This window comes from Providencia sp. Me31A (genome assembly GCF_050487165.1).
In the GTDB taxonomy this organism is placed as follows: Bacteria; Pseudomonadota; Gammaproteobacteria; order Enterobacterales; family Enterobacteriaceae; genus Providencia.
Genome location: NZ_JBKQGZ010000004.1, coordinates 91,855 through 117,487, shown reverse-complemented (window position 1 = coordinate 117,487; position 25,633 = coordinate 91,855). Strand labels below are relative to the sequence as shown.

At 38.6% G+C, this 25,633-nt stretch carries 19 protein-coding genes; 15 read left to right on the top strand and 4 right to left on the bottom strand.

The features are described from left to right. Positions 1-12: 12 nt before the first annotated feature. The 3 genes from ACLPIE_RS04495 (at position 13) to ACLPIE_RS04485 (ending at position 4,646) form a co-directional block, all read left to right on the top strand. On the top strand, positions 13-3,348 hold the full coding sequence (locus ACLPIE_RS04495) for a coiled-coil domain-containing protein (RefSeq protein ID WP_181488324.1): 3,336 nt from the start codon (positions 13-15) through the stop codon (positions 3,346-3,348). A gap of 48 nt (positions 3,349-3,396) precedes the next feature. Continuing rightward, positions 3,397-3,762, top strand: coding sequence for an HK97 gp10 family phage protein (locus ACLPIE_RS04490; RefSeq protein WP_166185453.1), 366 nt, complete (start codon positions 3,397-3,399; stop codon positions 3,760-3,762). A gap of 311 nt (positions 3,763-4,073) precedes the next feature. Further along, positions 4,074-4,646, top strand: coding sequence for a hypothetical protein (locus ACLPIE_RS04485; protein WP_181488322.1), 573 nt, complete (start codon positions 4,074-4,076; stop codon positions 4,644-4,646). A gap of 513 nt (positions 4,647-5,159) precedes the next feature. On the opposite strand, the gene ACLPIE_RS04480 is transcribed toward ACLPIE_RS04485, so the two are convergent. Continuing rightward, entirely contained in the window at positions 5,160-5,579 is a 420-nt protein-coding gene (locus tag ACLPIE_RS04480; protein ID WP_181488320.1) for a hypothetical protein, read from the bottom strand. Between the two features lie 1,061 nt (positions 5,580-6,640). On the opposite strand from ACLPIE_RS04480, the gene ACLPIE_RS04475 reads away from it, so the two are divergent. The 4 genes from ACLPIE_RS04475 to dpiA all read left to right on the top strand — a co-directional run bounded on the left by ACLPIE_RS04475 (position 6,641) and on the right by dpiA (position 9,953). Further along, positions 6,641-6,829 (top strand): hypothetical protein, encoded by a 189-nt coding sequence (locus ACLPIE_RS04475; protein ID WP_036960459.1) that lies wholly within the window; start codon positions 6,641-6,643, stop codon positions 6,827-6,829. 409 nt (positions 6,830-7,238) lie between these two features. Next, the gene (locus tag ACLPIE_RS04470) at positions 7,239-7,811 is read left to right on the top strand and encodes a cytochrome b/b6 domain-containing protein (protein WP_181488318.1); all 573 of its coding nucleotides are present in this window, start codon (positions 7,239-7,241) and stop codon (positions 7,809-7,811) included. Positions 7,812-8,498: 687 nt separating this feature from the next. Then, complete coding sequence (locus ACLPIE_RS04465; protein ID WP_430260052.1) at positions 8,499-8,786, top strand: hypothetical protein; 288 nt, start codon at positions 8,499-8,501, stop codon at positions 8,784-8,786. 486 nt (positions 8,787-9,272) lie between these two features. After that, entirely contained in the window at positions 9,273-9,953 is a 681-nt protein-coding gene (dpiA, locus tag ACLPIE_RS04460) for a two-component response regulator DpiA (protein WP_430260050.1), read from the top strand. 200 nt (positions 9,954-10,153) lie between these two features. Here dpiA and ACLPIE_RS04455 read toward each other — a convergent pair whose 3' ends face one another. Next, a complete protein-coding gene (locus tag ACLPIE_RS04455) occupies positions 10,154-11,164 on the bottom strand; it encodes an SEL1-like repeat protein (RefSeq protein WP_430260254.1) in 1,011 nt (336 codons plus the stop codon). 1,044 nt (positions 11,165-12,208) lie between these two features. On the opposite strand from ACLPIE_RS04455, the gene dtpA reads away from it, so the two are divergent. Next, positions 12,209-13,675, top strand: a complete 1,467-nt coding sequence (gene dtpA, locus ACLPIE_RS04450) for a dipeptide/tripeptide permease DtpA (protein ID WP_430260048.1) — start codon at positions 12,209-12,211, stop codon at positions 13,673-13,675. Positions 13,676-13,752: 77 nt separating this feature from the next. On the opposite strand, the gene glpX is transcribed toward dtpA, so the two are convergent. Both glpX and ACLPIE_RS04440 read right to left on the bottom strand, forming a co-directional pair. Beyond that, on the bottom strand, positions 13,753-14,730 hold the full coding sequence (gene glpX / locus ACLPIE_RS04445) for a class II fructose-bisphosphatase (RefSeq protein WP_430260252.1): 978 nt from the start codon (positions 14,728-14,730) through the stop codon (positions 13,753-13,755). Between the two features lie 165 nt (positions 14,731-14,895). After that, a complete protein-coding gene (locus ACLPIE_RS04440) occupies positions 14,896-15,819 on the bottom strand; it encodes an AEC family transporter (protein WP_430260046.1) in 924 nt (307 codons plus the stop codon). 652 nt (positions 15,820-16,471) lie between these two features. Here ACLPIE_RS04440 and ACLPIE_RS04435 point away from each other — a divergent pair. From ACLPIE_RS04435 to pepT, 7 genes are all read left to right on the top strand, one after another. Further along, complete coding sequence (locus ACLPIE_RS04435) at positions 16,472-19,366, top strand: DUF2339 domain-containing protein (protein WP_430260044.1); 2,895 nt, start codon at positions 16,472-16,474, stop codon at positions 19,364-19,366. After that, the gene (locus ACLPIE_RS04430; protein WP_430260042.1) at positions 19,363-20,850 is read left to right on the top strand and encodes a DUF3999 family protein; all 1,488 of its coding nucleotides are present in this window, start codon (positions 19,363-19,365) and stop codon (positions 20,848-20,850) included. The genes ACLPIE_RS04435 and ACLPIE_RS04430 overlap by 4 nt, the downstream gene beginning before the upstream one ends. A 167-nt stretch (positions 20,851-21,017) precedes the next feature. After that, positions 21,018-21,287, top strand: coding sequence for a hypothetical protein (locus ACLPIE_RS04425; RefSeq protein WP_430260041.1), 270 nt, complete (start codon positions 21,018-21,020; stop codon positions 21,285-21,287). Positions 21,288-21,363: 76 nt separating this feature from the next. Beyond that, entirely contained in the window at positions 21,364-21,663 is a 300-nt protein-coding gene (locus tag ACLPIE_RS04420; protein ID WP_430260039.1) for a GFA family protein, read from the top strand. Positions 21,664-22,012: 349 nt separating this feature from the next. After that, the gene (psiE, locus tag ACLPIE_RS04415) at positions 22,013-22,420 is read left to right on the top strand and encodes a phosphate-starvation-inducible protein PsiE (protein WP_430260250.1); all 408 of its coding nucleotides are present in this window, start codon (positions 22,013-22,015) and stop codon (positions 22,418-22,420) included. Between the two features lie 280 nt (positions 22,421-22,700). Next, positions 22,701-24,254: an AbgT family transporter gene (locus ACLPIE_RS04410; protein ID WP_430260038.1), complete on the top strand. Its 1,554-nt coding sequence runs from the start codon at positions 22,701-22,703 to the stop codon at positions 24,252-24,254. A 66-nt stretch (positions 24,255-24,320) separates the two neighbouring features. Further along, on the top strand, positions 24,321-25,553 hold the full coding sequence (pepT, locus tag ACLPIE_RS04405) for a peptidase T (RefSeq protein ID WP_430260036.1): 1,233 nt from the start codon (positions 24,321-24,323) through the stop codon (positions 25,551-25,553). The last annotated feature ends 80 nt before the right edge of the window (positions 25,554-25,633 follow it).

The window sequence follows — 25,633 nt, the reverse complement described above, 5'->3', positions numbered from 1 at the left end:
GAGGGAACAATCATGACGTATCACGGTGAAGGTTATACAATAGAAATACATGGTGAGACTGAGAGCTTGCTTGAAGCGAATAAAGCGATTAGAGAAACAAAGCGCAAAATGGCTGAAATGGGTAAACAGGCTGATGATACGTCGAAAGCCTTTTACCGTTTTGATAAAACAGCAATGGCCGTTTCCAGTGCGTTAAAAATGCCTGAAATTAACCGCTTATCACGTCAAATGAGTGAGTTAACAGGGCAAATTGGCGCAGCATCAGCCGCTACAGACAGAGCGACTAGCGCGAATGCGCGTTTTACAGGGGTAATTAGTAATGTCTCTGGGTTATTAGGTGCGGGGTATATTTCTAATATTGGCAGTGCCACCTCCTCACTCTTACAACATACTCAAGGGGCGATTAACGCTACACAAGCCGAGGTTTCACATACTCGCGCTATTCAAATGAAAGCACAGGCATTACAAGCCGCAGCCTCCCAAGAAGTCATTAACGCTAGAAATCTGACCGTATCAGCACAAGCCGAGTTAAAAGCGGCTCAGGCAGCGTTAGAGCACGTTTATTCACTAGAAGCGGCTAATGATGCCAAGCAACGTGATTTAGAGTCACTGAGAGCACGACAGGCGGTACAGCTCAAGGATGCCGAAATAACCTATCAAATGGCAGCGAGTGAGGAAAATCTACAACGCGTCACCAAAGCCAGCAACGCTCTACACGCCACAGAAACCAAAATCAAAACGCATTTAGCCACAACAGGGAAAGAAATTGCGCGTGTTGAGGCTCAAGTCGCTAAAGCGAAAGAAGTTGAAGCCAACGCAACCCATAAATTAAATGCGGCATTAGCATTAGAGCAAAAAGCGAAAGCCACACTAGCGACCACAACGGACGCAGTGACCGCAGCGAATAACCGCGCAGCACAAGCCGCTAAAACTCAATCTATCGCTATGCAAGGGTTACGGGGCACAGTGGGATTATTAGGTGGTCCTACTGGCGTATTCTTTTTAGCTGCCGCAGGTGTTTACGCATTATATAACGCCATGAACGATGATACCGCAACTAAAGAGTTTAACGACAGGGTAGATCAGTGGATTGATAAAATCGACGAACTGTCAGCAAAACAGGCGCGTGTTGTGGCTAATCGTTTAGGCGAGAAGATAGCGGAAACAACCACAGAGCTAGATGGACAGAAAAAAAGCCTTGAAGCTGTAAATGTGGATCTCAGAGCCCATAGAGAAGAACTTGGCAGAATTGAAAAGGCAGTTAATAAACTTAAAGAACAAGATGGAGAAATAGGCTCTACTTATGCGCTAGACAGCTATGTTGACGCAATCAAGGAGCTGACTAAAAAACAGCAACAATATGAGCTACTTATTTCTGAAGGTGAGCAAAATATTCGACGCTGGACGGTATCGCAAGGAAAAGCCGCTGATATTGCTAAGGTTAGAGCGCAACAAACAGACGAACTGACCAGAGCCGATTTAATTTACCAACGCCAAGCTAAAGGCATGATTGATGCTAACCAACAAGTAGCCCGATCACTGGAATTAGGCAGCGAGGCAGCAGTTAAGAAAGAACAGGCTATCAAAGAGCTAGAAAAGGCGTTGATTGCTGACGGCTTTGTTAAAGACTCTGAAATATTTAAACAGAAAATCAAAGAGTTAACGGATGAATTTGATAAAACGGTCAGCTTGAACCTTGCTAACTCGCTTACTGAGATTGAGCAGCGCACCCAAGCCCTCACAATTGGCATGAAAGACGGTAAGCCGGCACTGGATGAATACAACGCCTCATTACTCCTTATGCAAATGGGATTAAAACAAGGTTCAGCCGCCTACAATACCGAACTCCCGAAAGCCATTGAAGCCATACGCAAGTTACGTGAAGCCCAAGAAGCCGCGCTAAGCAGTAAATCAAAAGGTAACAAATCAGCTAAAGCCGCCAACCAAGCGAATGAAGCGATAAAACGTCAGAGTGAGCAGTTGGCCACACTGAAAAAACGCTATGGATTACTGGAAAGTGGCGCAGCCGATGTTAACCGCCAAATGGCAATCTATGAAGCCGTTCAGCGACTCGGAGCGCAGGCAACAGAGAAACAAAAAGCGGCTATCTCAAAAGAGGCTGCGGAACTGTTTGACCTCAATCAGCGCGTGAATGATTTTATTGCGGCTCAAGAAGTCACCCCAGAATTAAAACTGGCGCATACCTTTGGTGAGGAAGTTAAAACCCTTAAGCGTTTGTTAGATGAGGGATTCATCAACAAGGAGGATTTTGAGCGCATGGGGCGTGAGGCGATGGTGTCATTTAATCAGGGAATGACCGATATCAAAATCAATGCCTCAGTGAATTACATTGAGGAAAACCGCGCTAAATTTGACCCAATTCAGGCATTGGCTAATGAGCATACTCAGAAGTTGGCCATGATGAAAGAATACAAGGCGCAAGAGTTACAAATACTCAATGAAGCCTATGCAAAACAACAAATTAGCCATGACCAGTTCACCGCATCGAAAGCGGCAACCGATGCGCAATATCAGCTACTCAGAACCGCAGCAGAGAAAGAGTATCAACAGCAGCAGTTAGCGGCACAATGGGAACTAATGAGGCAGCAGAACCTAGGCTATGAAATGTTAGCTTCAGCGGTTGATTCTCTGGCGGGTAATGTTTCAAACGTCATGACAGGGTTAATCACTGGCTCAATGGATGCGTCCGAGGCGTTGCGTTCGTTAGGTAATACGATGCTAAACAGTGTTGTAAACTCCATTGCTCAGGTTGGTGTGGAGATGCTTAAAAACTTCATACTTACTCAAACGATTGGTAAATCTGCGCAAGTAGCAAATGTACTAGCGGCTAAGGTGGGAGGTGCGGCAGCGTTGGCAGCTTGGACACCTGCGGCAATAGCGGCATCTATCGCAACGGGCGGAGCCGCATCAGGGACAGGATTATCAGCCTATCAAGGGGCGCAAGCATCAGGAATGGCTATGTCTGCGCTTAGTTTTGGTGGTGGGCGTGAGCATGGTGGGGTAGTTGATGCGAGTAAATACTATCGTGTCGGTGAAAATGGTAAGCCTGAGATATTCCAAGCGAGTACGGGCAAGCAATACATGATCCCTGGTGACAATGGGCGAGTTATATCAAACAAAGATTTACAGGGCGGCAGTCGATTACCTCCGATCATCAACGTGTACCAGCAAGCCTCAGGCGCAACAGTTGATGTAACCGCAGAACGAGGATTAAACGAGCGTGACGTGGTTAATATCGTTGTCCGTAACATTATCGATGGACGCGAGATAAGCGGAGCAATGGCAACTCACCATAATGCCCCAAGGAAGGCGACAGGCTCTTTGTAATTATGTATAGGGCAGCAATCTGCCCTTTGGTTTTATTGGAGTACAGCAATGATAAAAGTAAAAGTTGTCAGTAAAAAAGGAAACGGTAGCTTTGACCGCTATGTTAGCCATGTTCAGCAAAGAGTGTCTTTAGCTATGCAGCGGTTTCTTATCGACGCTGGAGCACAAGCCGCAGTCTATACGCCTATCGATACCTCGACATTGATTAATAGCCAGTTTCGAACAGTCACCGTTAACGGCACACGAGTAACGGGGCGTATTGGTTATTCCGCCAGCTATGCCGCGTATGTGCATGACCCGAAAGTTAAGCAGAAGTTTAAACGCCCAACGGCTAAAAAAGAGTTCCTGAAAAAAGGTGTTGAGGAAACATTACCCAATTTAGCTAAGTATATTCAGGAAGAATTGAAGCGTTAACTCGGTACTTTCGTGAACAGTACGCGCGCGAGGGGGAAATATGACTTTTCGGGCACGTTAGCAAAGGCAGTTAGATAGTTTTTACACATCGTAGAACAGGAGTTTTTACACACGTTAGACTGAATTATCGGACACGTTAGCGGTTGGTTTTCGGACATCGCAGGAAGAGTATTTTGAGGCCATAAAAAGAGAATATTAATCTTACGTTGAAATAGGCTTATATCTATTGGTATCACAGGGATTGACGAGATAATGAGAATGACAATTTATAAAAAACTCATATTATTTCGGATTAGAAATGGTGAGGCATTATGAGACCACAATCAAGGCACTATACGGACGCATTACCAACTATCGGGCATGGCACTATAGCTGCTATCAGAAAGTTTAAAAACGATGGTGAAGGGTTACAGTGGAATACTAGCGCAGGTAAATTAATCATTGGTAAAAATGGTGATAATTACTTGGTTGTTATAGGCGATAAGCGATTTTCTTTATCACTCGTTACCACTCAAGCGGGTTATGGCGTTCGCTATTGGTATTCATGCCCCTATTGCCGTAAACGTAGAGCCGAGCTTTATTTTAGTCGTAAAGATTTAGCCTGTAGAGCGTGTTGGAATTTCCACTATGCCAGCCAGAGCGAAAACAAGCTTGACCGATTAAGGCGCAAGGTGCGAGTAGGCCGCTTTGCTATTTGGGGCTATAGTTCAGATGTTAGCGATTTAACTAAATATGTTTATAACTTTAGAAAACCCAAAGGTATGAGGTGGGCTACATTCGATAAGTTAGTAGCAGAACAGGCAAGACTAGAGGATTATTACTGGCAGGCGTTTATACCATTTGTCGATAAATTAACGTCGGGTATTAAGATAAGGATAACCTAATATTTTCACGCAGTACCACCTCACGAAACCTCACGCCATTGATATTTTACTACTAGCCAAAACTAGCCTTGCTACTAGAGAAAACTAGAGGTTATTGCGCAAAACGAAACGCGCACTCTAAACAGTTAATTTGAGTTATTGGTAGATAACATACTGATAAGTGGATAATATTTAGTATTAAATGGAATTGCGCATTGATGCCAAAATTGCGCACTAAAACTGCGAACAAAAGTGCGAATTCGCAGTTGGCCATGAAGTGGGAATGTAGCATTAAAGCCGCTTTCTGTCTGGTTTTGTTCAATGATAACCTGTTATCAATTGTTATGGTTCATTGTTGAGAAATGTTAAGGTTGTTCGCATTTTACTACTACATAAAACTACACATTGAACTTAAAAAACTTAGTCATTGCGCGCAGTTTTATGTGTATCGGAATGTATCGGTAAATTGCGCACTAGATGCTAAGAAATGCTAAGGTTTAATGCGCAGTTGAATACCACGTTTTACAGGGGTAATTAGCTACTCAGTTTCCCTGCTATATCCTTGTGACGCTTCCACGCTGAATAAATATCCTTATCCCACGCTTTACCGCCTTTAGTTTGATATCCAGCCTCATTAATTCGTTCAGCGATAATGCGCCCGTTATCTATACCCTCTGATAGCACCAAATTAACCACAGAAACGACAGCAGACTCATTATAGGTATACGGTGGGATATCTGCCTTACCAGCAATTAAAGATGCCACAGAAGATTCTAGGCGTTCCACTAGCGATAACATACGAGCGTCAGGATTACTGTCTGGGCGGTTTAGCTTCTCTTTGATAGCTGAGACTATCCACGATGTTTTATCGCTACCAGAGTTCGATACAGCATCATTAAACAGGGCTTGTAGTTCAGCAGGTAAACGAAAGGCAATAAGATTAGATTTACTCATGATAATAGTCCGTTATTAACTCATTGAGTGCTTATTATATCAGCGTATAACGATGTTATACAGATTAGAAAATGTAAAATTGCTGGTGGATTTAACGAGTAATTGTATAACTTAATATAACAAAGTCAGGGTAACTTACTGTAAAACAAGCAAAGCGTATTATTGCGCCTTGTAACTAACTGAATGCATGACAAAGCTCAAATTTGAGCACAGTCTAATTTTACCAATAGAATCAATCGACTCATTTTTTGAGCCTGTATTTATCAATAGAAACAATGCCCTCAAAATTGAGGAGGGTTAACGATTGTGATTATGTCCACAGTCGGAAAGGGTGACAGTTGAAATGCTACCCTTGATACTGAGGACGGCTTGAAATGAAGCTCTCATATCAAAACCACAAATTAGTGCCTTTAGCCAAAGTAGCTAAGTATTAGCCAGTACAGCTAACCCATACGAAAAACACGGTGTAGTTATATTGATAACAAAAAGAATCACAATAATAACGTACCGAAATGGTACTTAAATAAACCACGGTGGTACTATGGTGTTGCTATAGTGATTGTAAGGTATTCGTTTTGGTATCCACCGAAAAGGCTATATTTTACTGGATACTCTATCCGCTGAATGTTGACAATTGTTGACATCAGAACCAGACAAAACCAGACATGGGAACCTGACAAAACCTGACATGAGAACAAAGTAAATGTTGTTAATTGTTGTGGTCGAAAACTTGTCAAAACTTGTCATCACGCCAAAGAAATTTATAAGCCCCGTCCAAAATCAAATAGGTACGCAGTAGGTACGCGCTTAATTCTAACGATTCGTTATAATTAAATAAAATCATGATGTTGCATAAAAGTACGCAGAATGGTACGCAGCAAAACAAGGGTAATAAGTTTGGACTAGTTTTGACGGATATAACTTGGTTGCTATCTTGACGGTTGCCACTCTGGTTGCCAGCAAAACAGCATGTTTTATGCTAGTGGATTGATGGGCTTTGATTGTTCCAATTCAGCACAATCAAGGTATAGCGATAATCACAACACCTTTGAGGTATAGCCATGTTACAACGTGAAGCAATAGAAGCCGTTATGATGGAGTTAGCCCACCAGCAAGGGCAATCACTCAACGGACGCGATAGGTTAGCGATTAGAACAGGTGTAGCCCAGACAATACAGGCTAAAGAACGTCACAGACGGAGAATGACAGCACCTACCTACCAATGGACGAAGCCAGCACCTAAACGATAATAGGTTGCCTTGAAATCAAGGGCACTTAAGGCGATTGAATAGGACTCCTTAATCTCAAGGAGTCATGAGGCTCTGAAACTGGAGGCTCGTCACTGGCTGGCAATATTCTAATCATGGCCATGAGATAAAAGTAACCACGTTGGTAACCACCAAAAGTAACCACAATGCAAATAAGCATTGCGATACCCACAGGACAATTTTGTCCTCTGAATATTAATTTCATACTGATAATAAAAACATCTCATAACGATAAATGTAATCATCTTAAAAGGATGGTCGTAATTAATTGGTAGATGTGAACTATATTTCATATAAAATATTCTACGCTTAGGACTTAAAGCCATAAACAAGAGTGTTATAAACTATTAAATTGTGTCTGTGAGAAATATTATAAAAAAGGTGAAGCATTGTGAGCATATTAAAATCGATTTGGGATTTTTTTGGGCTTTATCAGACTAAAAAAATAAGAATTTTACATGCGTTAATTCTACTTTTGGTAATATCACAAATCATTGTGAGTAATTGGATGACGGGAACTAAGTCAGTAGTTGTTCCGTTTTTTGACGAGACTTATTTATTCACTTGGATTCATATCGTTTCAGGTTTTGTGCTTTTTTTCTTAACGTTCTTTTTAGTCGTGTTATGTTTTAACCAGCGAGGGTTTAGATATTTTTATCCCTATCTCTGGGGGGACTTTAAGCAAATCAAAGAAGATATAAACTCTCTTTTAGCTAAAAAGCTACCAGACAGCTCACCTAAAGGGCTTGCCGCGACAGTTCAAGGGTTAGGGTTAGGTGCTTTATCAATTGTTATTTTGTCTGGTATTGCATGGTTTATTCTATGGTTACAGCAGTCACCACTTGCTTTAGAGGCTAGAAGTATTCATAAATCACTCACAATTTTAATTGAGATTTATATTTATGGTCACGGTGGTTTAGGGATCATTCATTTTATAATTTGGAATAAAAGTAAAAATAAATAGGTTTGCTTGATACCTGATTGGCAATATGGGTGATTAGTCGCCCATATTCATTAAATGATATTTTGTTGTAATCTGTAGATGCTAATAATTTACCGTGACGCAAATATGCGTTACTTAGTAAATCAATAGGTTATCTACTCTGAACATGAATGACTAAAGCTAAAATAACGGTCCTATTACGGTCCGTATAGCACGATTAAACGGCAAGATTACGGCAAGGTTAAACGGGGATGTTACGGGGAGGGTTAATCCGATAACGGTAAGGTTACGGTAAGGAATCAGGGCGAGATTACGGCGAGGTTTCCACAATGGTTTCCAGTGAAAACGGACTTTAGCAAATGGAAACTAACACTAAGGTTACGCTAAGGTTTCAGGCGGTCAATTTGACCGTTAGTAATGAAAACAATGTATTGCCACCTATTACCATTGGTCACTGAAACGATGACCAATGAGCGTTAATCTGGTTTTGTGACAGAATTAAACGTTATCAATTAGTTATATTTTGATTCCGTCGATTTACGGAATTAAGAATAATCAATAGCTTATAGATACATACGGGATTATCCCGTATCATCATGGATAAATTGACGTTTGGAACACCCCTAGAAATTGGAATTATTACCCAATCTTCCAGAGTCCCATCAGCATTTTATTTTAACCAATAGCTTATATTGTGATGGTATTAAGATGAATAAACTAAAAATGAGAAAAGCAAAATCAATCAGGATCACCACATCAGGAACGGTAATAAGAGCCCCTGAGCGAGTTAAAACAGCCACAGGTAAAGTTATGGCCACAATGACTATTCAGGCTGAGAGTGACAAGCGTAGCCCGTACCCATTAAAGATAGTGGCATTCGATATTAACGCACTTGAGCTTATGACCTGCCAGAAAGGAAACAAAGTAACTGCTACAGGTCGTTACGAATGGTTTAATGGTTATCAGCTAACAGGGGCGCAGATAGTTACTGGTTAGTAAAAGTTAGTATCAACAAGCTGATTTGAAATCGGGAAATCTAAACAGGCTATTTCTCCTCTTTAAACTAACCCACAATTAGTTGCCTACCTTTAACTAACCCGAAAATATCGGGGCAGTTCGAATACATCCACCAGCCTACCTATTCTATTTTGTACACCTCATATTGAGGTGCGCAAATAATCACTGCCGTCATTTAAATCGCACAAGTGTTAATTTTACAGTTCCGTTTGAAACGGAGTCGTGAAAAGACGAGCAGGGTTATTTCTGGTTGGTGTTTCATTATCTGCAATATTGAGTTGTATCATTTCAAATATAGCAATATACGACATGATGGGTTCGCTTTAGAATGACATTTAATGATTTGTATACCGTGTTTTGCTTGTACCTGAGCTTGTACCTAATTTACACCTTAGATTATTATGTGTAATAAAATCAAAGGGATTGATTGATAATCTACATTTATTCCGAAAGTGAAGATATAAAATGATTAAGATAAAAATCCTCATTGTGGAAGATGAGTTACTGCTTGCCGAAATGCATGGTGAGTATATCAAAGCCTATCCGGCATGTGACAAAGTGTGGCTTGCGGGGAATCTAGCAGAAGCTAGAAAAATGATTGAATATATGAAGCCGGATTTGATCTTACTTGATAACTATTTGCCTGACGGTAAAGGAATTGACTTAGTTCATGAATTAATTCAAGAAAGAAATAATGCAGATATTGTTTTTACTACCGCAGCAAGCGATATGGAAACCGTATCGGAAGCTATTCGTCTCGGCGTTTTTGACTATTTAGTCAAACCGATAGCCTATGAACGCCTAGGTCAAACTCTAGATAGGTATATTCAGCGCAAATCTGTTTTACAGACCACAAGCAAAACAAATCAAAGTCAAATTGATGATATGTTTAATACCTATGCACGTGGCGAATCTAAAGAAGAGCTGCCAACAGGGATTGATATCATCACTCTAGAGAAAATTTTGGCGCTATTTACAGATTTAAATACAGAATATACCGCTGAAAGTATCGCAGAAACGATTAAACTAAGCCGAACAACGGCAAGGCGTTACTTAGAGTATTGCTTGTCACAAAATAAAATCGAAGCGGAAATTGAATATGGCAAGGTAGGGCGGCCGCAACGAATATATCGCGGGCGAGCCTAAACCCCCGTCGTATTTGTAACTGTAGGTGTGTTGGCTACGTTCGGACACACTAGTCACATACTGGTATGTGCTCCTAGCGATAACCTTATTTGCCGTCTACCTACAACTCGAACTATTTAGAAGGGTTAGTTTGGATTGTAGGTCTGGTGATAATTTGAGCAAGCACATTAAAGCACTATTTAAAGCACTATATTGCTCAGTTATTTTTTATTTTTCAGGTTATGTTCTAAAATAAGCACTTTTTTCTGAGCGCGTTCATCGCCTTTTGCAGCGGCAAGCTTATACCATCGTAAGGCTTTTTTGTCATCCTGCTCAACCCCCATACCATATTGATAACAGGCACCGCTGGCATATTGAGCATCCGCGCTATTTTGTTGTGCGGCTTTAATAAACCAGTGACAGGCCTTTGATTGATCAGCTTTAATACCGTCACCGCGTGCATAAATGAGTGCCAAATTAAACTGTGCGGAAACCTCACCTTGTTCAGCTGCTTGTGTTAACCACTTTATGGCAGCTTGGGTGTCTTTCTTAGTGCCTTGGCCCGCAAGGTATAGCATGCCTAAACTATTTTGTGCAGGTGAAAAACCTTGCAGTGCAGCACGGGTAAAATAGTCAAAGGCGAGAGGATAGTTCACTTTGTCATACATACCTGTGGCTGATTGATAACCAAGTACATATAGCGCTTGTGGATGGTTCTGTTTCGCAAGTATAAGATAAATTTTTTGTGCCTTTTGCGGGTCTTTAGTGACGGCTTTGCCTTCTTCATACCAATATGCGAGGGTTAACATGGCTGCGGGAAATTGTTGCTCTGCGGCTGCTTTTAACCATTTTTCAGCGTCAGCGGGGTTTTTATCAAGAAGATTTTCAATACCATACAAAGTATATTCAGCCATATTCATCTGGCCGATAGGGTCGCCACTTTCTGCTGCCATTTTCATCCAATGTAGCATCTGTTTTTCGTCTTTTTTGACACCAGAGCCTTGTTGGTACATAAGTGCAAGATTAATCTGTGATTTGGTAAAACCTTGATTCGCAGATGAAAGGTACCATTTTAGTGCGTTATCAAGCTGGTTATTTGATTGATAAAACATGGCCAAGTTGAACTGTGCTTCCGCTTGGCCTTCGTTTGCTAAACTTAGCAATGCTGTTTCATCTAAAGGAGTCGATGGAGTATCTGCAAATGCAAAATTTACCAATAAACTGCTGATCATGAGTAGGGGAAGAAATTTTTGCTTCACTTGGCATCCTTTGCATGGTTTCTAACACATTCAGTATTTAACTTAACTTGAAGTTCTGATACCTGCAAGATTGTACATTACGAATAGCAAATCAAATGGTTAATTATTGCTATACTCGTCATATTTCAAGTTGCTGCGTCCATTTGCGCTAGACACCTATTGATACCGGTGATTAGGGTTCACTCTTTGCATCTTGGATTAATTTGCGTGTAACGTGTTGAGCACAAATGAAATGATAAAAAAATAAAAAAAAGATGAACTTTTTTTGATATCTAGATGTCTTAATTATATCTATATATTGTTTGCTTGCGTAAACATTCATATATTTACCCTCATCATTCATTTCTTTACACGAAGTAATGTAATAATGCAGCTACATAGTGATAGTTTTGATTTAGTAATGATCCTTGAGTAGAATGCATTATGCCCAGTTTGTCACTGGGCTTTTTTTTGCCTGTCATTTGCTGCTTTCCTATAGCCTTTTCAAATAGTTTTATCTCTATAATTGCCGAATGAGTGTCGAGTTTCTTGGCGACGGAACAAGTTCTATTTTTGATTAGTAAAAAAACGTAGCGTGATAATTTCCATTCAGAATAATATTCTTAACATAGCGTATACAACTGGTTAATTAGTGGTCGATAATAATTTTGGTTTTTTAAAAAAAATTGAAGTAAATCACGATAAGATTCAATTGATGCAGTAATTAATACTAGCTAATTCTGTAAATTTGGTGCATAAATAGCATATATTGCGTAGTTGATTATTTGATTATTACGGGGTATATCCTTATCAACGTTGAATAAATAATCAAATATGCTTTAACTCATTGAATTCTATGTTTGAGATCCATAAACAAGTTTACACACAGTCTTGCTTGTTTCGAGGTCAGGGAATGATTCTCCTCCTACCGAAAGTGAATCTTTTCAACGTTGAATTCTTGAGAACATAACAATGCGAGAGCGTACAGAGCGTTCCGTGGTTTTTTTGCATATGTACAGGTTGTACTAGAGGTAACTTGTGTCCACAACAAATAATAAAGAGGAAGTCAGTCTTAACGCGTTTAAGCAACCTCGTTCATTCTATCTCATCTTCTCTATCGAACTTTGGGAACGTTTTGGTTATTACGGCCTTCAGGGGATCTTACCCATTTACCTAAGCCAAGTGCTGGGTATGTCGGAAACCGAATCTATCACACTTTTTTCGGCATTTGCTGCGTTAGTTTATGGCTTTGTTGCTGTTGGTGGTTGGTTAGGGGATAAAATCTTAGGTACTAAGCGAGTTATTGTCCTAGGTACGATAACTTTAATAGCTGGTTATGCATTTGTTGCATTCTCAGGGCATGATGTTTCGATGGTCTATGTGGGTTTAGCGACTATTGCGGTAGGTAATGGCTTATTTAAAGCTAACCCATCATCATTATTATCAACCTGTTATGAGAAAGATGACCCGCGTTTGGACGGTGCATTCACGATGTACTATATGTCTGTTAATATCGGTTCATTCTTCTCTATGATTGCGACGCCATGGTTAGCAAAACACTATGGCTGGGATGTTGCCTTCTCTTTGAGTGTGGTTGGGCTTATCATTACACTGATTAACTTCTATATGTGTAAGAAATGGGTCTCAGCACACGGTTCTAAACCTGACTTTGCACCTGTAGTGCTCTCAAGATTAGTTGCAACAATTGCGGGTGTGGTGGCGTTAATTGCTATTTCAACTTGGTTACTGCATAACCTTGGTATTGCGCGTACTGCATTAGCAATTATTTCATTAGGTATTTTAGTTATCTTTATTAAAGAAACTTTAGCGCTGGAAGGTACAGCTCGCCGCCGAATGATTGTTGCTCTGATCTTGATGCTTGAAGCGATTGTTTTCTTCGTCTTGTATAGCCAAATGCCGACGTCATTAAACTTCTTTGCATTACATAACGTAGAACATGAAGTTTTTGGTTTTGCTATTGAGCCTGCACAATACCAAGCACTGAACCCATTATGGATTATGATTGGTAGTCCAATTTTAGCTGCAATATATAACAAAATGGGTGATAACCTGCCGATGCCGCATAAATTTGCGATTGGGATGTTGCTATGCTCTGCGGCCTTCTTAGTGTTGCCGTTAGGGGCTAAATTCGCGAATGAGGCGGGTATAGTTTCTGTTCAATGGTTGGTTATTTGTTATGGTTTCCAAAGTATTGGTGAGCTAATGATTTCAGGCCTTGGTCTGGCAATGGTCGCTCAATTAGTCCCGCAACGTTTAATGGGCTTTATTATGGGCGCATGGTTCTTAACTAACTCCGCAGCGGCATTTATTGCGGGCTATGTTGCCTCTATGGCGGCCGCACCAGAAGGTGAGTTGACCAGTAAAGTAGAGTCACTTGCAGTATATAGTGATGTATTCTTAAAAATTGGTTTAGTGACAGGGGCTATTGCAATTGTCATGGTATTAACGGCACCATTATTGAACCGTATGACTCTCGAACGCTAATTGCGGAATATGAATTAGCAGGAGTCACAGTAATAAAAAAGGGCTAAATAGCCCTTTTTTATTAGTTTTTCAGATAGTTAATTAAAATGACGATTATTGATGAGTTTTAGCGAGCGATCGCGGCCATTCACTAAAATAGTATTTGAAATACGGCTGTATGCATCCTTTGAAATACCTCCCATTAAAATACTCGGCGTAATAGCGGTAGCCGCAAAGATGACATCTGAGGTATTCACCATCTGATCTAAAGATAAAATATCACCAACATCTAGCCCCATTTTTTGACAGCGTAATGTTTCTTGGACTGCAAGTTGTTTATTTTCCTCACTGTCACCTTTCGCTTTATCTCGTGTAATTAATCGTGCTTGCATGTCACCACCAAGGGCTCGAGCAATTGCTGCACTGATAATACCCTCTGGGGCACCACCTGTTCCATACATCATATCAATAGGATGTTCTGGTAAAATTGTTAGTAGTGATGCAAGCACATCACCGTCAGGAATGGTAATAACATTAGCCCCAAAATTACGAATAGTTTTAATAATGTGCTGATGACGAGGTTTATCGAGTACAGCAATGGAAAGATTAGCTATAGGTTTATTCAGAGAAGAAGAAAGTAATTCTAAGTTCTTCTCTAAAGGGTTTGCTAAATGAACAGCACCTTTAGCAGTAGCACCAACAACTAGTTTTTCCATATACATATCAGGTGCTTGGAGTAGTGTTCCTGTTGGCGCTGCTGCTAATACTGCAATGGCATTGTGCTCATTACAAGCGACCATACGAGTGCCATCAATAGGGTCTACGGCAATATCGAGCCCGATTGAACCAATTTGTGTGCCAACTTGCTCACCGATATAAAGCATAGGCGCATCATCAATTTCGCCTTCACCAATAACGATTTTTCCGTGAAAATCAATTTCATTTAGCCTGTTTCTCATTGCCGTAACAGCGGCATTATCTGCGGCATTCTTATCTTGTTTACCAACCCAGTCAAATGCAGCAACAGCTGCAACTTCGGTGACGGAAGCGATAGCTGAAGCTAACTCATCACTAATTTTCATTTTTTTTTGATATCCCTGATGCATAGTAAGAAAAAATACTTGGTATCTATGATACGTTTTTTGTGATCTATCTTGCAAATAGTTGGTGATTAATTCGACGGGGATGGGGAGCTAGATGGGAAATGGCAGGCAATTAGCCGCCTGCCATTGAGATGAAGTTTAAAGCATTTCGACGATAGCGATCCCACCTATAATCGAAATTAATGCAGCAAGTGTACTTAGCAATACGGTACCCGCTGAGGTTTCAGTATAAGCTTTATTGCTGATAGCTAACGCAGGAACTGCTGTCGCTGTGGGTAAGACACCAATAATAAATGCGGCTTTTAGTAAATCATCTTGCAACCCGAGCGCAAGACCTGTGCCTAAGATCAGAGCCGCTTGGACAAAGTTTTTAATAAAGACATTAAAGATAATTTCTTTGCTAATTGTGAGCTTAATACCTGAAAGCAGTAAGCCAAGAAAGAATAGGGCAACACCACCCGCTGTTTTACCTAACTCGTTGACTGAGTTTTGCAAAATTTCTGGTAATTTAACACCAAAAATCGCTAACAATGCGCCTAAAATAGGTAAGAAAACTAAAGGTTGAGCTATAGCTTTACCTATTGATTTTAAAACACTATGACCTTGTTGTGTTCCGCTGATCATCAATAATGTGAATGGAATAATAATGACAGTATAAATCAGATTTCCTAACACCATCGAAATTAAGCCTGATGAGCCAACAGTGGCAAGTAAGACCGGTGGCCCACAGTATGCCATATCGGGAAAAGACACCGACAGTGCTTGCATTGCCGCATCTTTTTTATTGTGTTTAAAAATAAACTTACCGAAAATAAAGCCGATAATGTATGTAACAATTAAACCTACTGCTAATGCTAACAAATAATCGATATTCAGTAGCACTGATGGAGGCGCTTGTGCGGCTGCCAAAAATAATGCAAATGGTAATGCTATTTTGACAACGAAGTCGGCAAAAGCTTGAGAATATTCTCTTTTAATAAAACCATATTTGCCCGATAACCAACCAACAGCTAGCCCTAGAACAATGGGGCCAAGTGCTGCAAGGATAATGTGGAGTAGCATGAAAATTTCTCCTTGTATTATTCGTGAGATTTTGATTTACAAATAATTGTTATGGATACATCAACATCAAAACGGAATTTTGCTCGTTTTTTGTTTTCCTTAAGCTAGAGAATGAACTTGCTATTCATTTGTAGAGGAGTAAACACGTTATTTTTCCATAAATTAATTGAGAACATACTTTATTTGATGATAAGGCATTATATAAAACACCTATTATCTGTCATTTAACGATGGTGTATTTACGATATAAAAGTATTAAAAGAAATCGTATATATAAATATCACAACCAGATAAAATTACACTAATTATATTTGTTTTTTTTAATAATTATTATAATTATCGAAAATAGATATTCTAAAAAAACAAATAAATGAATATTTCGCTTAATTCATTTTAAAATTAGAGCGTCATTAAAAGATGGTTAGGTATTTTTTTGGTCACACTTAATATGTGAAAAGCGTATTGGTAAGTTGTGATAAAAAGAAGGGAGAGAGTGCGTTTTTATCCAAAATCTGGCCGTGAAAACTATTTTGTAACAGTTTGTTACAGCCTGTTGGCAAGGGGATCAATGCTATCTAAACTAGCATAAAATACAAAAATCTAATTTTTGCCATATACCAACTTGCGAATTTTATTATGAGGAAACCTATTTGTGGATACTTGGATACTAGTAGGGCTCGTATTAGTTTTTTTGTTGTTTTTGACGCCAATTTTAGCTATTATTGCGATTAACCGAACAGGTCGATTACAGTATCAAATTATTGAATTAAATCAAAAGATTACCTCACTTGAAGCTTGTCTTGCACAATACCAAAAAACGTCAATAGTACCTTCGCAGAGTATGACCTCTCAAAATAGTCTACAGAGCGCTCAGGATAAAACAGCTGAATTTGAGGAGAGGCCATTATCGCCAACATCAAAGCAATTTGAGCCAGAAGATTTGTATGAAGCGCCTAAATCTTCCGCAAATGAAAGTAATACTACTTATGGGCGAGCCGAGGATTTACAAAATTCAGAAAATCAAAAGCATCCTATACCAATCCATCTTGAAATACCTTCCGCTGTTTCTCCTGTTAGAAAGGGGATAAACCCTAATCGATTTGATAATAAGCAGACAACACAGGTTAAATCTGAGCAATTTAATTATCTTAATAATAACGGTAAAACTCAGCCAGCTTCTGTTAATAAAAATTCAAATGACAGCGATAAATCGATATTTGGACATTTCTTTAGCTGGCTGATTAAAGGGAATCCAGTTGCAAAAATTGGGGTGTTATTGTTATTCTTCGGAATTGCATATTTATTGAACTACAGTGTACAAAATGAAATTATTTCGCCCCAAATACGTTTAATGTTTAGCGCTGTGGGTTGTTTAGCTTTACTAGGTATCGGCTGGTGGTTACGTAATAAAAAAGAATTATTTAGTCTGATCCTACAGGGGGGGGGTATAGGCTGCTTATACATTACTATTTTTGCCGCTTTTAAATTATATACGATGTTACCTTATGGCATGGCTTTTGCTTTTATGCTTGTAATCTGTGCAGCAAGTATCGCTTTAGCATTATTACAGCGCACAATTAGTTTAGCTATCCTTGCCTCACTTGGCGGTTATTTAGCGCCAATATTGTTGTCTACAGGTGGTGGTAGCCATATTATTTTATTTTCCTATTACCTTATGTTATCCATTGCCATTTTAATTATCAGCATTTGGCAAACATGGCGGCCATTGAATTTAGTTGGCATGGTGATGACATATGGTGTTGCTATTTTATGGGGTTTAGATAATTACCAGCCAGACTATTATTTATCCTGCCAGCTATTTATTATAGTCAACTTAGTCGTATTTAATGTGCTAACACAATTATTTTCTATACGTTTTGAATATACAAAACAACTTGTTGTAGATAATACCTTACTGTTTGCACCGCCATTTATCAGTATTGCGCTTCAGTTTTTTATCTCCGAAGGTAAAGGCTTGTTACCTGCATTTATTTCACTTCTGATTGGTTTATTATACCTAATTGCAGGTTTACAAGTGCATAAGCGTTATAACGAAGCTGGTAAAAATATGGCACTAGCTAATATTATTATCGGTGCAGGCTTTATTACACTTGCGATTCCATTGGCATTGACATTTGATTGGACGTCAATTGTTTGGTCATTAGAGGGACTACTACTTCTTTGGTTTGGTTTACAGCAAAAACAGAAGAAAATGACGATAGTGGGCTCTATATTAATCCTAGTCAGTGCGGTTACGTTACTCAATGGCTACCCTTATTTATATTGGAGCCGTAGCAGCACTTATATGGTGCCTGTACTTTTAGCTGCTTGCTTTATTGCAGGCGGGTTATTTCATATACGACGTAAAGAAGATAGTAATTTCACGCTAATCAGTTACGGCTTTTTGATATTAGGTCTCGTGACTTGGTTCTGTTGGTTGCCTATTTTTACTAATCTTCTATCTTGGAGTCGAGACTCTGAATCATTTATTATCTTAGTCTTAGTGGTCATTTCTGTTTGGCTCTGGCGGCTATATGCTATTCGTATCAATTGGGTTCCATTATTATTTTGTCAATCTTTCCTATGGATTGTGGGGTATTATTATCTTGGTTTAGATTTATTAAATGATCAAAATCCGATGGGACGCGGTGAAGGTTCATTAATCTGGCCAGTTGTATTAGGTAGCTCAATTTTATTTGTTATTCATGCTTATAAGCTTAGAAAGGTATGGATGCAGCGCATTCTTCATAGTGCTAATTTATGGCTTATCTTGGCATTTATTGTAACTCAGGTGAATTGGTTTGTTTCTATTTTACCTTGGGGTATGAATGAACTCGGTTATTTCATGTATGTCATTACTATCGCATTAATGATTTTAGTTCTGTACTGGATACAGCAAAATCAGATGCCACCGATGAAGCGGAATGGGATCACCTATTGGTACGGTATGCTCCCCGTTGCGATTGGGTTAATTGTGCTATCTTGCTATGCAAACCTAGAGGATGGAAAGTTAGCGTTCTGGAATTATATTCCGCTGATCAATCCGTTGGATGAGGCAGGGCTATTCAGTATTGCGGCACTGACTTTATTACGTAAAGGCTTTGCCCAAAAAATACGTAAAATGACGGTGGTCAATTTCTGGATCATGCGTGGTTTACTGTTCGCCATTATTATATTATCCGCTTATTGGTTTAACGGTATTTTAATCCGAGCTACTGCGGATTTTGCGGGACTAACATGGAATTATAACATGTTATATGACTCCCGCTTAGTGCAAACTGTCCTGTCTATTAGTTGGGCATTGGCTGCGCTATGCTGCATTATTATTGCAGCGATTAAAAAAAGTCGGATCTGGTGGTTTATTGGAGCCGGTATTTTTGCCTGTGTTATTGTTAAGTTATTCTTAGTTGATATTTATGGACAAGGTGGTATTTCTCGCGCTATTTCTTTCATTGGTGTTGCATTATTAATACTTATTGTTGGATATTTCTCACCGTTGCCACCAAAAGAAGTAAAAGGAAAAATCGAACAGGAGACACAACCATGAGTCTAACTAAAAATAGAATTCTAGGGAGACTATTTGCTGTCTTCTCTTTAATATTATTATTTTCAAGTGGTATGAATGCAGAAACACCAATAGAAAATACGCCATATAACTTTTACCAAGGAAGTGAAATTAATATCCCTGATACATCAGAGCCGTTTTATTGGCTTGAGCTGCCAGCCTCTGCATATATTAATTCAGCGTATCCTAAAACACTGCAAGATGTTCGTGTATTTAATGGTACTGGTGGTGAAGTGCCATCAGTTCTATTTCATGATGCTGAAAAATCGATTTCCAGTACCAAAGTGTCGTTTACCCCTCAACGTTTGGTCACACAAATAGATAATGTGAGCTCTAATGAAGATGTTCGTAGAGAAAGAATACATTTACTTGTTGAGTCTATTCCAGGAAAAGTGAATCGTATTGAATTACCAAATATGCAGGTAAAAGAGAATAGGTCGTATCAGGCTTATTTATTAACTCGAGATAACAACCAAGCTAAAAATACACCAGTTCAAAAGTTGTCTTTAGATTGGGCCAAGAGTGAAAAGGAATGGCAAGCGAAAGTATCTGTTTTCGCAAGTGATGATAAAAAAAACTGGTTAAAAATAGCAGTAAATCAACCAATTATGAGTTTGAAGCTCGATTCCGAGACCCTCGCTAGTAATGGTATTGAACTGTTAGGTGGAAATTATAGTGCATTAAGTTCACCCTATTTAATGGTTGTTATTGTGAGTGCATCTGGTACGGTTATTCCAGACTTAATTAAAGTTAATGCGGCATCTAATGTATTAAATTCGACTCGGCGCCAAGAATTATTTAATTTCGAAATGACGAATGATGGGATATCAAAAGAACATGTAATATACCAGCTACCCACTATGCAGCCCTTAGGTGAGTTGCAAGTTCGTTTACAACAACCAAATCGAGTTATCCCGTTAAAAATTGAATTTTCATCGGGTAAAAGTGAAAACTGGGAACTGTTAACGAATATCGTTGCTTATAACCAAACAATAGATGGGAAGCAAGTGAGTAATTCCAATATTGCGATTCATGGGGAAATGGTTAGTAAAATAAGAATTTCTGCATTGAAAGGGAGTTGGGATGACCAACCTCCACGCCTTGTTGGCCTTAGGGATGCTTATAATATTATATTTAATGTGCAGGGTTCAACGCCATATATACTAGTATGGGGTAACAAACAGGCTAGTCTTGAAAACTTGACTTATAGCCAATTGGTCGGCGAATCCTACAGTATTGACCAGATTATGGAAAATTATCCAGAAATCTATCCAAATAGCACCGTCCTTGAACTTGGTGGCATAGAAAGGCTTACTGCAACAGTGCCTGTCAGTAATGAACTTAATTGGATGACGATTAGTTTATGGGTATTATTATTTGTTGGCATAATTATTCTATTGTACTTTTGTTGGTACCTTTTGAAAGAGGTAAATTCGTCAAATAAAGATAATTATGATGAGTTATAAAGCCATATATTATTAATATATTAGGGGAGCGTGGCTCCCTTTTTACATTTTTATTTAATTATACAAACCGTGACGTCTTTTTACTGAATTGTGAGAACAATTACTTAATCTTCGTATTCTTTGACAGGGGTTTGCGTTAAAACTGTTGTTATAGATAGGAGATTGTTATGAGAAAATTGTTTTTAACCCGTTTATTTATTGCAACTATTCTGTTTGTGGGATTTTCAATTCTTGCTCAAGCGGCAGATAATACCGTGTTAACAGAAATCGTATTGCACAAAACCGCATCTTATGAATATTCATTGCTAAATACGTCTCAAGATGAAGCTGATATTGAATCCGAGCGTGAAACAAAAGAATTCGATAGCTTGCAATTAAGCAGTATTACCAATGACAAGCGTTTTACAGGCCGACAATTTAGAATACCAACAAAGTAAATGACTTTTGTGATTTAATTATAAAATGGCTATTAATAATTGGATAATGTAGTAAAATAAAGGGTAAGAAAAAATTATGCATATAGGGCAATGTTTATGTGGCGCGGTCAAAGTCACAACATCTAAAGCCGTTGATCAGGTTAGCGTGTGCCATTGTGGAATGTGTCAAAAATGGAATGGCGGTCCAAGCTTCAGTATTGATTGCGATGCTGATTTACAGATTGAAGGCAAAGAGTCAATGACTACGTTTTCTTCATCACAATGGGGAGAACGCGCGTTTTGTAATCAATGTGGGACTCATCTTTATTATCACTTAATTTCACCCTCAAAATATTATGTATCAGCAACATTATTTGAAGGCAGTAAACAGGCATAAATGATCATGCAAATTTATGTCGATAGTAAACCTAAGTACTATAATTTTGTGGAAAAAACACCGATGTTAACCGAGAAGGACATCATGAAAATGATGGGAGTATCATCTGATTAACGGTTAATATTTTTTAAGTAATTTAGATTGTAAATTTAACCGTAAAGCCGATGTTTCCAGCTTTGCAGTTTGGTTCTATCTGTGAAATTAACTTTTCATTTGTCATGCTAACGCCTTAAATTTGATTTACAATTATGGCAATGTTCTCGATGAAATATTAAGGAATAATTAGCAATCATATGTTGTCATTATTGAATGAAACAGGTGTAGCTATGAGGGAAAACAAATGAATAGTATGAAAGGAATGCGTCATGCGAGTAACATTGCATGGGTATTACAGTGGATCTTAAATATTGGGTTACTCGCCTTAGCTGCGGTGCTAGTTTTCTTTCTAGCAAAAGAAACGGTCACTATGGCTTCGTTGATGTTTGGTAGTTCAAAAGGCGCAACAGCTTATGAACTATTGGAAGGTATTGTTATCTACTTCCTATATTTTGAGTTTATCGCATTGATAATTAAATATTTTATGTCAGGATACCACTTCCCGCTGAGGTATTTTATTTATATCGGAATAACTGCAATTATTCGTTTGATTATTGTTGATCATAGTGACCCAATGACCACTTTAGTACACGCAGGAGCGATCCTTGTCCTAGTTATTGCTCTTTATATTGCGAATACGGAAAAATTAAAACGTGAGTAGTACTTATTAAATAAATTTATCTATATATAAAAAAGGAGTATTAATTATTCCTTTTTTATATGCCAATATCATGGTTGGATACTTAAATAACATATTTAAATGTGATTTTATAAATTATGAAAATATTAAATATTTTATCTTTATAAACTTAAATGTTTTTAATGTAATAAGTTGCCTCCGGCTTATCTACGATAACTAATGATAAAAGTGTTTTACTTTTATAAATAGGTTATTTACTGTTATACCGTTTCCATTCTAATAACATAAGTAACTTGTAAATATGACAACTAATACACTTCCTAAGAAAAAAGGGTTTTTAAACCGCGTTGAGCGCATCGGTAATGTTATGCCTGATGTCACTATGTTGTTTGTTTATGCCTTAATAATCTGTTGGTTTTTATCTTATCTACTATCATTCGTGGATTTTAGTTATTACCACCCAATCTCAAAAGAAAAAATCGCTATAATTAATATGTTTCAGTATGAGGAAATAATAATCTTTATTACTGGGGCAGTTAAAAATTTCATTAATTTCCCTCCGCTTGGCATAACGATTGTTGCAACTTTAGGAATTGGTATTGCAGAAAGTAGCGGATTTATTAATACAGCATTGAAGAAAATGTTGTCGTTTATTTCGCCTAAAATGTTAACGCCAACCGTTGTCTTCGTGGGGATTGTCTCTCATATTGCATCTGACTCTGCCTATGTGATCTTGATGCCTGTCGCCGCTATGATGTTCTATGCGAGTGGTCGTCATCCATTGGCAGGGATAGCAGCTGCATTTGCAGGTTTAGCGGGGGGATTTACCGCAAGCTATACTCCTTCGATTATTGATCCCATTATGCAAAGCTTTACGCAGGATGCCGCACAGATGTTAGCGCCTGGATATAGCGTGAATGTTTTGTGTAACTATTTCTTTAGCCTAGGTGGGACATTTGGCGTTATTTTTACGTGTTGGTTTATTACCGAAAAAATCGTTGAACCTTGGTTAAATAAAAACTGCCCAATTATATCGAATGAAGTTGATACTGATTCTGAAAAAGAATTAGGGAAAATTACGACAGCTGAAAATCGTGCTTTTCGTATATCGGGTTTAGTATTAATTGCTTTAGGTATTGGGTTATTTATCTTGCTATGGCCAGAAAATTCGCCATTACGTGGGCCTGATGGCAGTTTGACAAGTCCGAAAGCTCCGATTATGCAAATTGTTGTTCCACTATTGTTTATTTTCTTTGCATTGCCAGGGATTGTGTATGGCTATTTGACGAAATCTTTTACTTCAACAAAAGATGTTGTTAAAGCAATGGAAAATATTACTAAATCATTAATTCCATTTATTGTTTTTGCATTCTTTGCGGCTCAGTTTTTATATTCATTCCAACATTCTAACCTTGGCACACTATTAGCGCTGTCGGGGGCTGAGTTATTACGTACACTGGATATGCCATCAGGAATGACAGTTTTTGGTGTTATTTTATTGACTGCGCTCTTAAATATTATGATCACATCGGCGACATCAAAGTGGGCGATAATGGCACCAGTATTAGTTCCAATGCTAATGGCTGTAGGAATTTCGCCAGAATTAACGCAAGCCGCATTTCGTGTTAGTGACTCAGCGATGAACGTAAGTACACCAATGTTCCCATTTTACCCATTAATTTTAATGTACTGCCAGAAGTACTATAAAAATGCAGGGATAGGCACACTTTGTTCAATGATGATCCCATTCACAGTTGGGTTATTAATTGTTCTAACAAGTACATTATATTTGTTCTGGGCCTTTGATATTCCAATTGGCTTTGACAGTGGTTATACATGGCATCCTGCGAAATAAGCAGGAACAATACCCCGCATGTTTATCATGTGGGGTAGTAATAAGAAGAAATGTAAGGAATGTAAAATGAATGAGTTAGGTAAACAATTAGAGCAGCGTTTTTATCGCTACCTCGCAATTGAAAGCCAAAGTGATGCAGAAAGTACTGTAGTACCAAGTACTGAAGGTCAACGTGAATTAGCAAAACTCTTAGCTAAAGAACTTGAAAGTTATGGGTTGCAAGATGTGTTCATTGACGATCATGCTATCTTGTATGCTATGCGCCCGGGCAATAAAGCAGACGCGCCTAAGATTGGGTTTGTGGCTCATTTAGATACAGTTGATGTTGGTTTGTCTCCTGTGATTAAACCGCAGACGTTGAAGTATGAAGGTAAAGATTTATGTTTGAATACGCAACAAGATATCTGGTTTAAGGCCGCTGAACATCCAGAGGCAGCAGCTTATATTGGTGAAGAAATTATTTTCAGTGATGGAACCAGTGTATTAGGTGCGGATGACAAAGCAGCGATTACGGTTGTAATGGAATTGATGGATAAACTGCAAAATATTGATTTTGATTGCGGTGATATCTATGTTGCTTTCGTTCCAGATGAAGAGATAGGTCTTCGTGGATCGAAAATTATGGATCTTTCTCGTTTTAAAGTTGACTTTGCTTATACCATAGACTGCTGTGCACTTGGGGAAGTGGTTTTTGAAACTTTTAATGCTGCATCTATCGAGGTGTCTATTAAGGGAGTCACGGCACATCCTATGTCAGCAAAAAATGTTCTGTTGAATCCTATTCGTGTTGCTCATGATTTTATTGGTTGTTTTGATCGGTTTGATACGCCTGAACATACTGAACATCGTGAAGGATATTTCTATTTTACTGATTTAGCAGCTAATCCCAATGAAGCTAAAATCAAAATGGCAATCCGCGATTTTGACCGGCCAAGTTTTGAGGCGCGTAAACGTTTTATCGCAGAAAGTGTTGAACTCATTCGAGCGCGCCATCCACGCGCAAATATTGAGTTCAAAATAGACGATGTATATAGCAATATCAGTGACTCAATTGGCGAAGACCGCACTGCGGTAGATATTATCCTTGAGGCATTAAAAATTCATAATATAGAACCAAATATCATCCCAATGCGAGGGGGAACGGATGGTTCAGCATTATCTGCTCGTGGGATTGTGACACCAAATTATTTTACGGGGGCGCATAACTTCCATTCGCGTTTTGAATTTTTACCAATCACTTCATTTGAAAAAAGTTATTTAGTTTCTGAAACAATTTGCCGTTTAGTAGGGCAAAAATAATTTAGTATTTATATTTTATTCTTCGAGCCACTTTCGTTAGTGGCTTTTTTTATTATAAAAATTAAAGTAGCTATAATATC

Bases quoted from the DNA above. Each gene is read 5' to 3' on its own strand.
- ACLPIE_RS04495 (WP_181488324.1), top strand. From the start codon at position 13: ATGACGTATCACGGTGAAGGTTATACAATAGAAATACATGGTGAGACT.
- ACLPIE_RS04490 (WP_166185453.1), top strand. From the start codon at position 3,397: ATGATAAAAGTAAAAGTTGTCAGTAAAAAAGGAAACGGTAGCTTTGAC.
- ACLPIE_RS04485 (WP_181488322.1), top strand. From the start codon at position 4,074: ATGAGACCACAATCAAGGCACTATACGGACGCATTACCAACTATCGGG.
- ACLPIE_RS04480 (WP_181488320.1), bottom strand. From the start codon at position 5,579: ATGAGTAAATCTAATCTTATTGCCTTTCGTTTACCTGCTGAACTACAA.
- ACLPIE_RS04475 (WP_036960459.1), top strand. From the start codon at position 6,641: ATGTTACAACGTGAAGCAATAGAAGCCGTTATGATGGAGTTAGCCCAC.
- ACLPIE_RS04465 (WP_430260052.1), top strand. From the start codon at position 8,499: ATGAATAAACTAAAAATGAGAAAAGCAAAATCAATCAGGATCACCACA.
- dpiA (WP_430260050.1), top strand. From the start codon at position 9,273: ATGATTAAGATAAAAATCCTCATTGTGGAAGATGAGTTACTGCTTGCC.
- ACLPIE_RS04455 (WP_430260254.1), bottom strand. From the start codon at position 11,164: ATGATCAGCAGTTTATTGGTAAATTTTGCATTTGCAGATACTCCATCG.
- ACLPIE_RS04440 (WP_430260046.1), bottom strand. From the start codon at position 15,819: ATGCTACTCCACATTATCCTTGCAGCACTTGGCCCCATTGTTCTAGGG.
- ACLPIE_RS04430 (WP_430260042.1), top strand. From the start codon at position 19,363: ATGAGTCTAACTAAAAATAGAATTCTAGGGAGACTATTTGCTGTCTTC.
- ACLPIE_RS04425 (WP_430260041.1), top strand. From the start codon at position 21,018: ATGAGAAAATTGTTTTTAACCCGTTTATTTATTGCAACTATTCTGTTT.
- ACLPIE_RS04420 (WP_430260039.1), top strand. From the start codon at position 21,364: ATGCATATAGGGCAATGTTTATGTGGCGCGGTCAAAGTCACAACATCT.
- psiE (WP_430260250.1), top strand. From the start codon at position 22,013: ATGAAAGGAATGCGTCATGCGAGTAACATTGCATGGGTATTACAGTGG.
- ACLPIE_RS04410 (WP_430260038.1), top strand. From the start codon at position 22,701: ATGACAACTAATACACTTCCTAAGAAAAAAGGGTTTTTAAACCGCGTT.
- pepT (WP_430260036.1), top strand. From the start codon at position 24,321: ATGAATGAGTTAGGTAAACAATTAGAGCAGCGTTTTTATCGCTACCTC.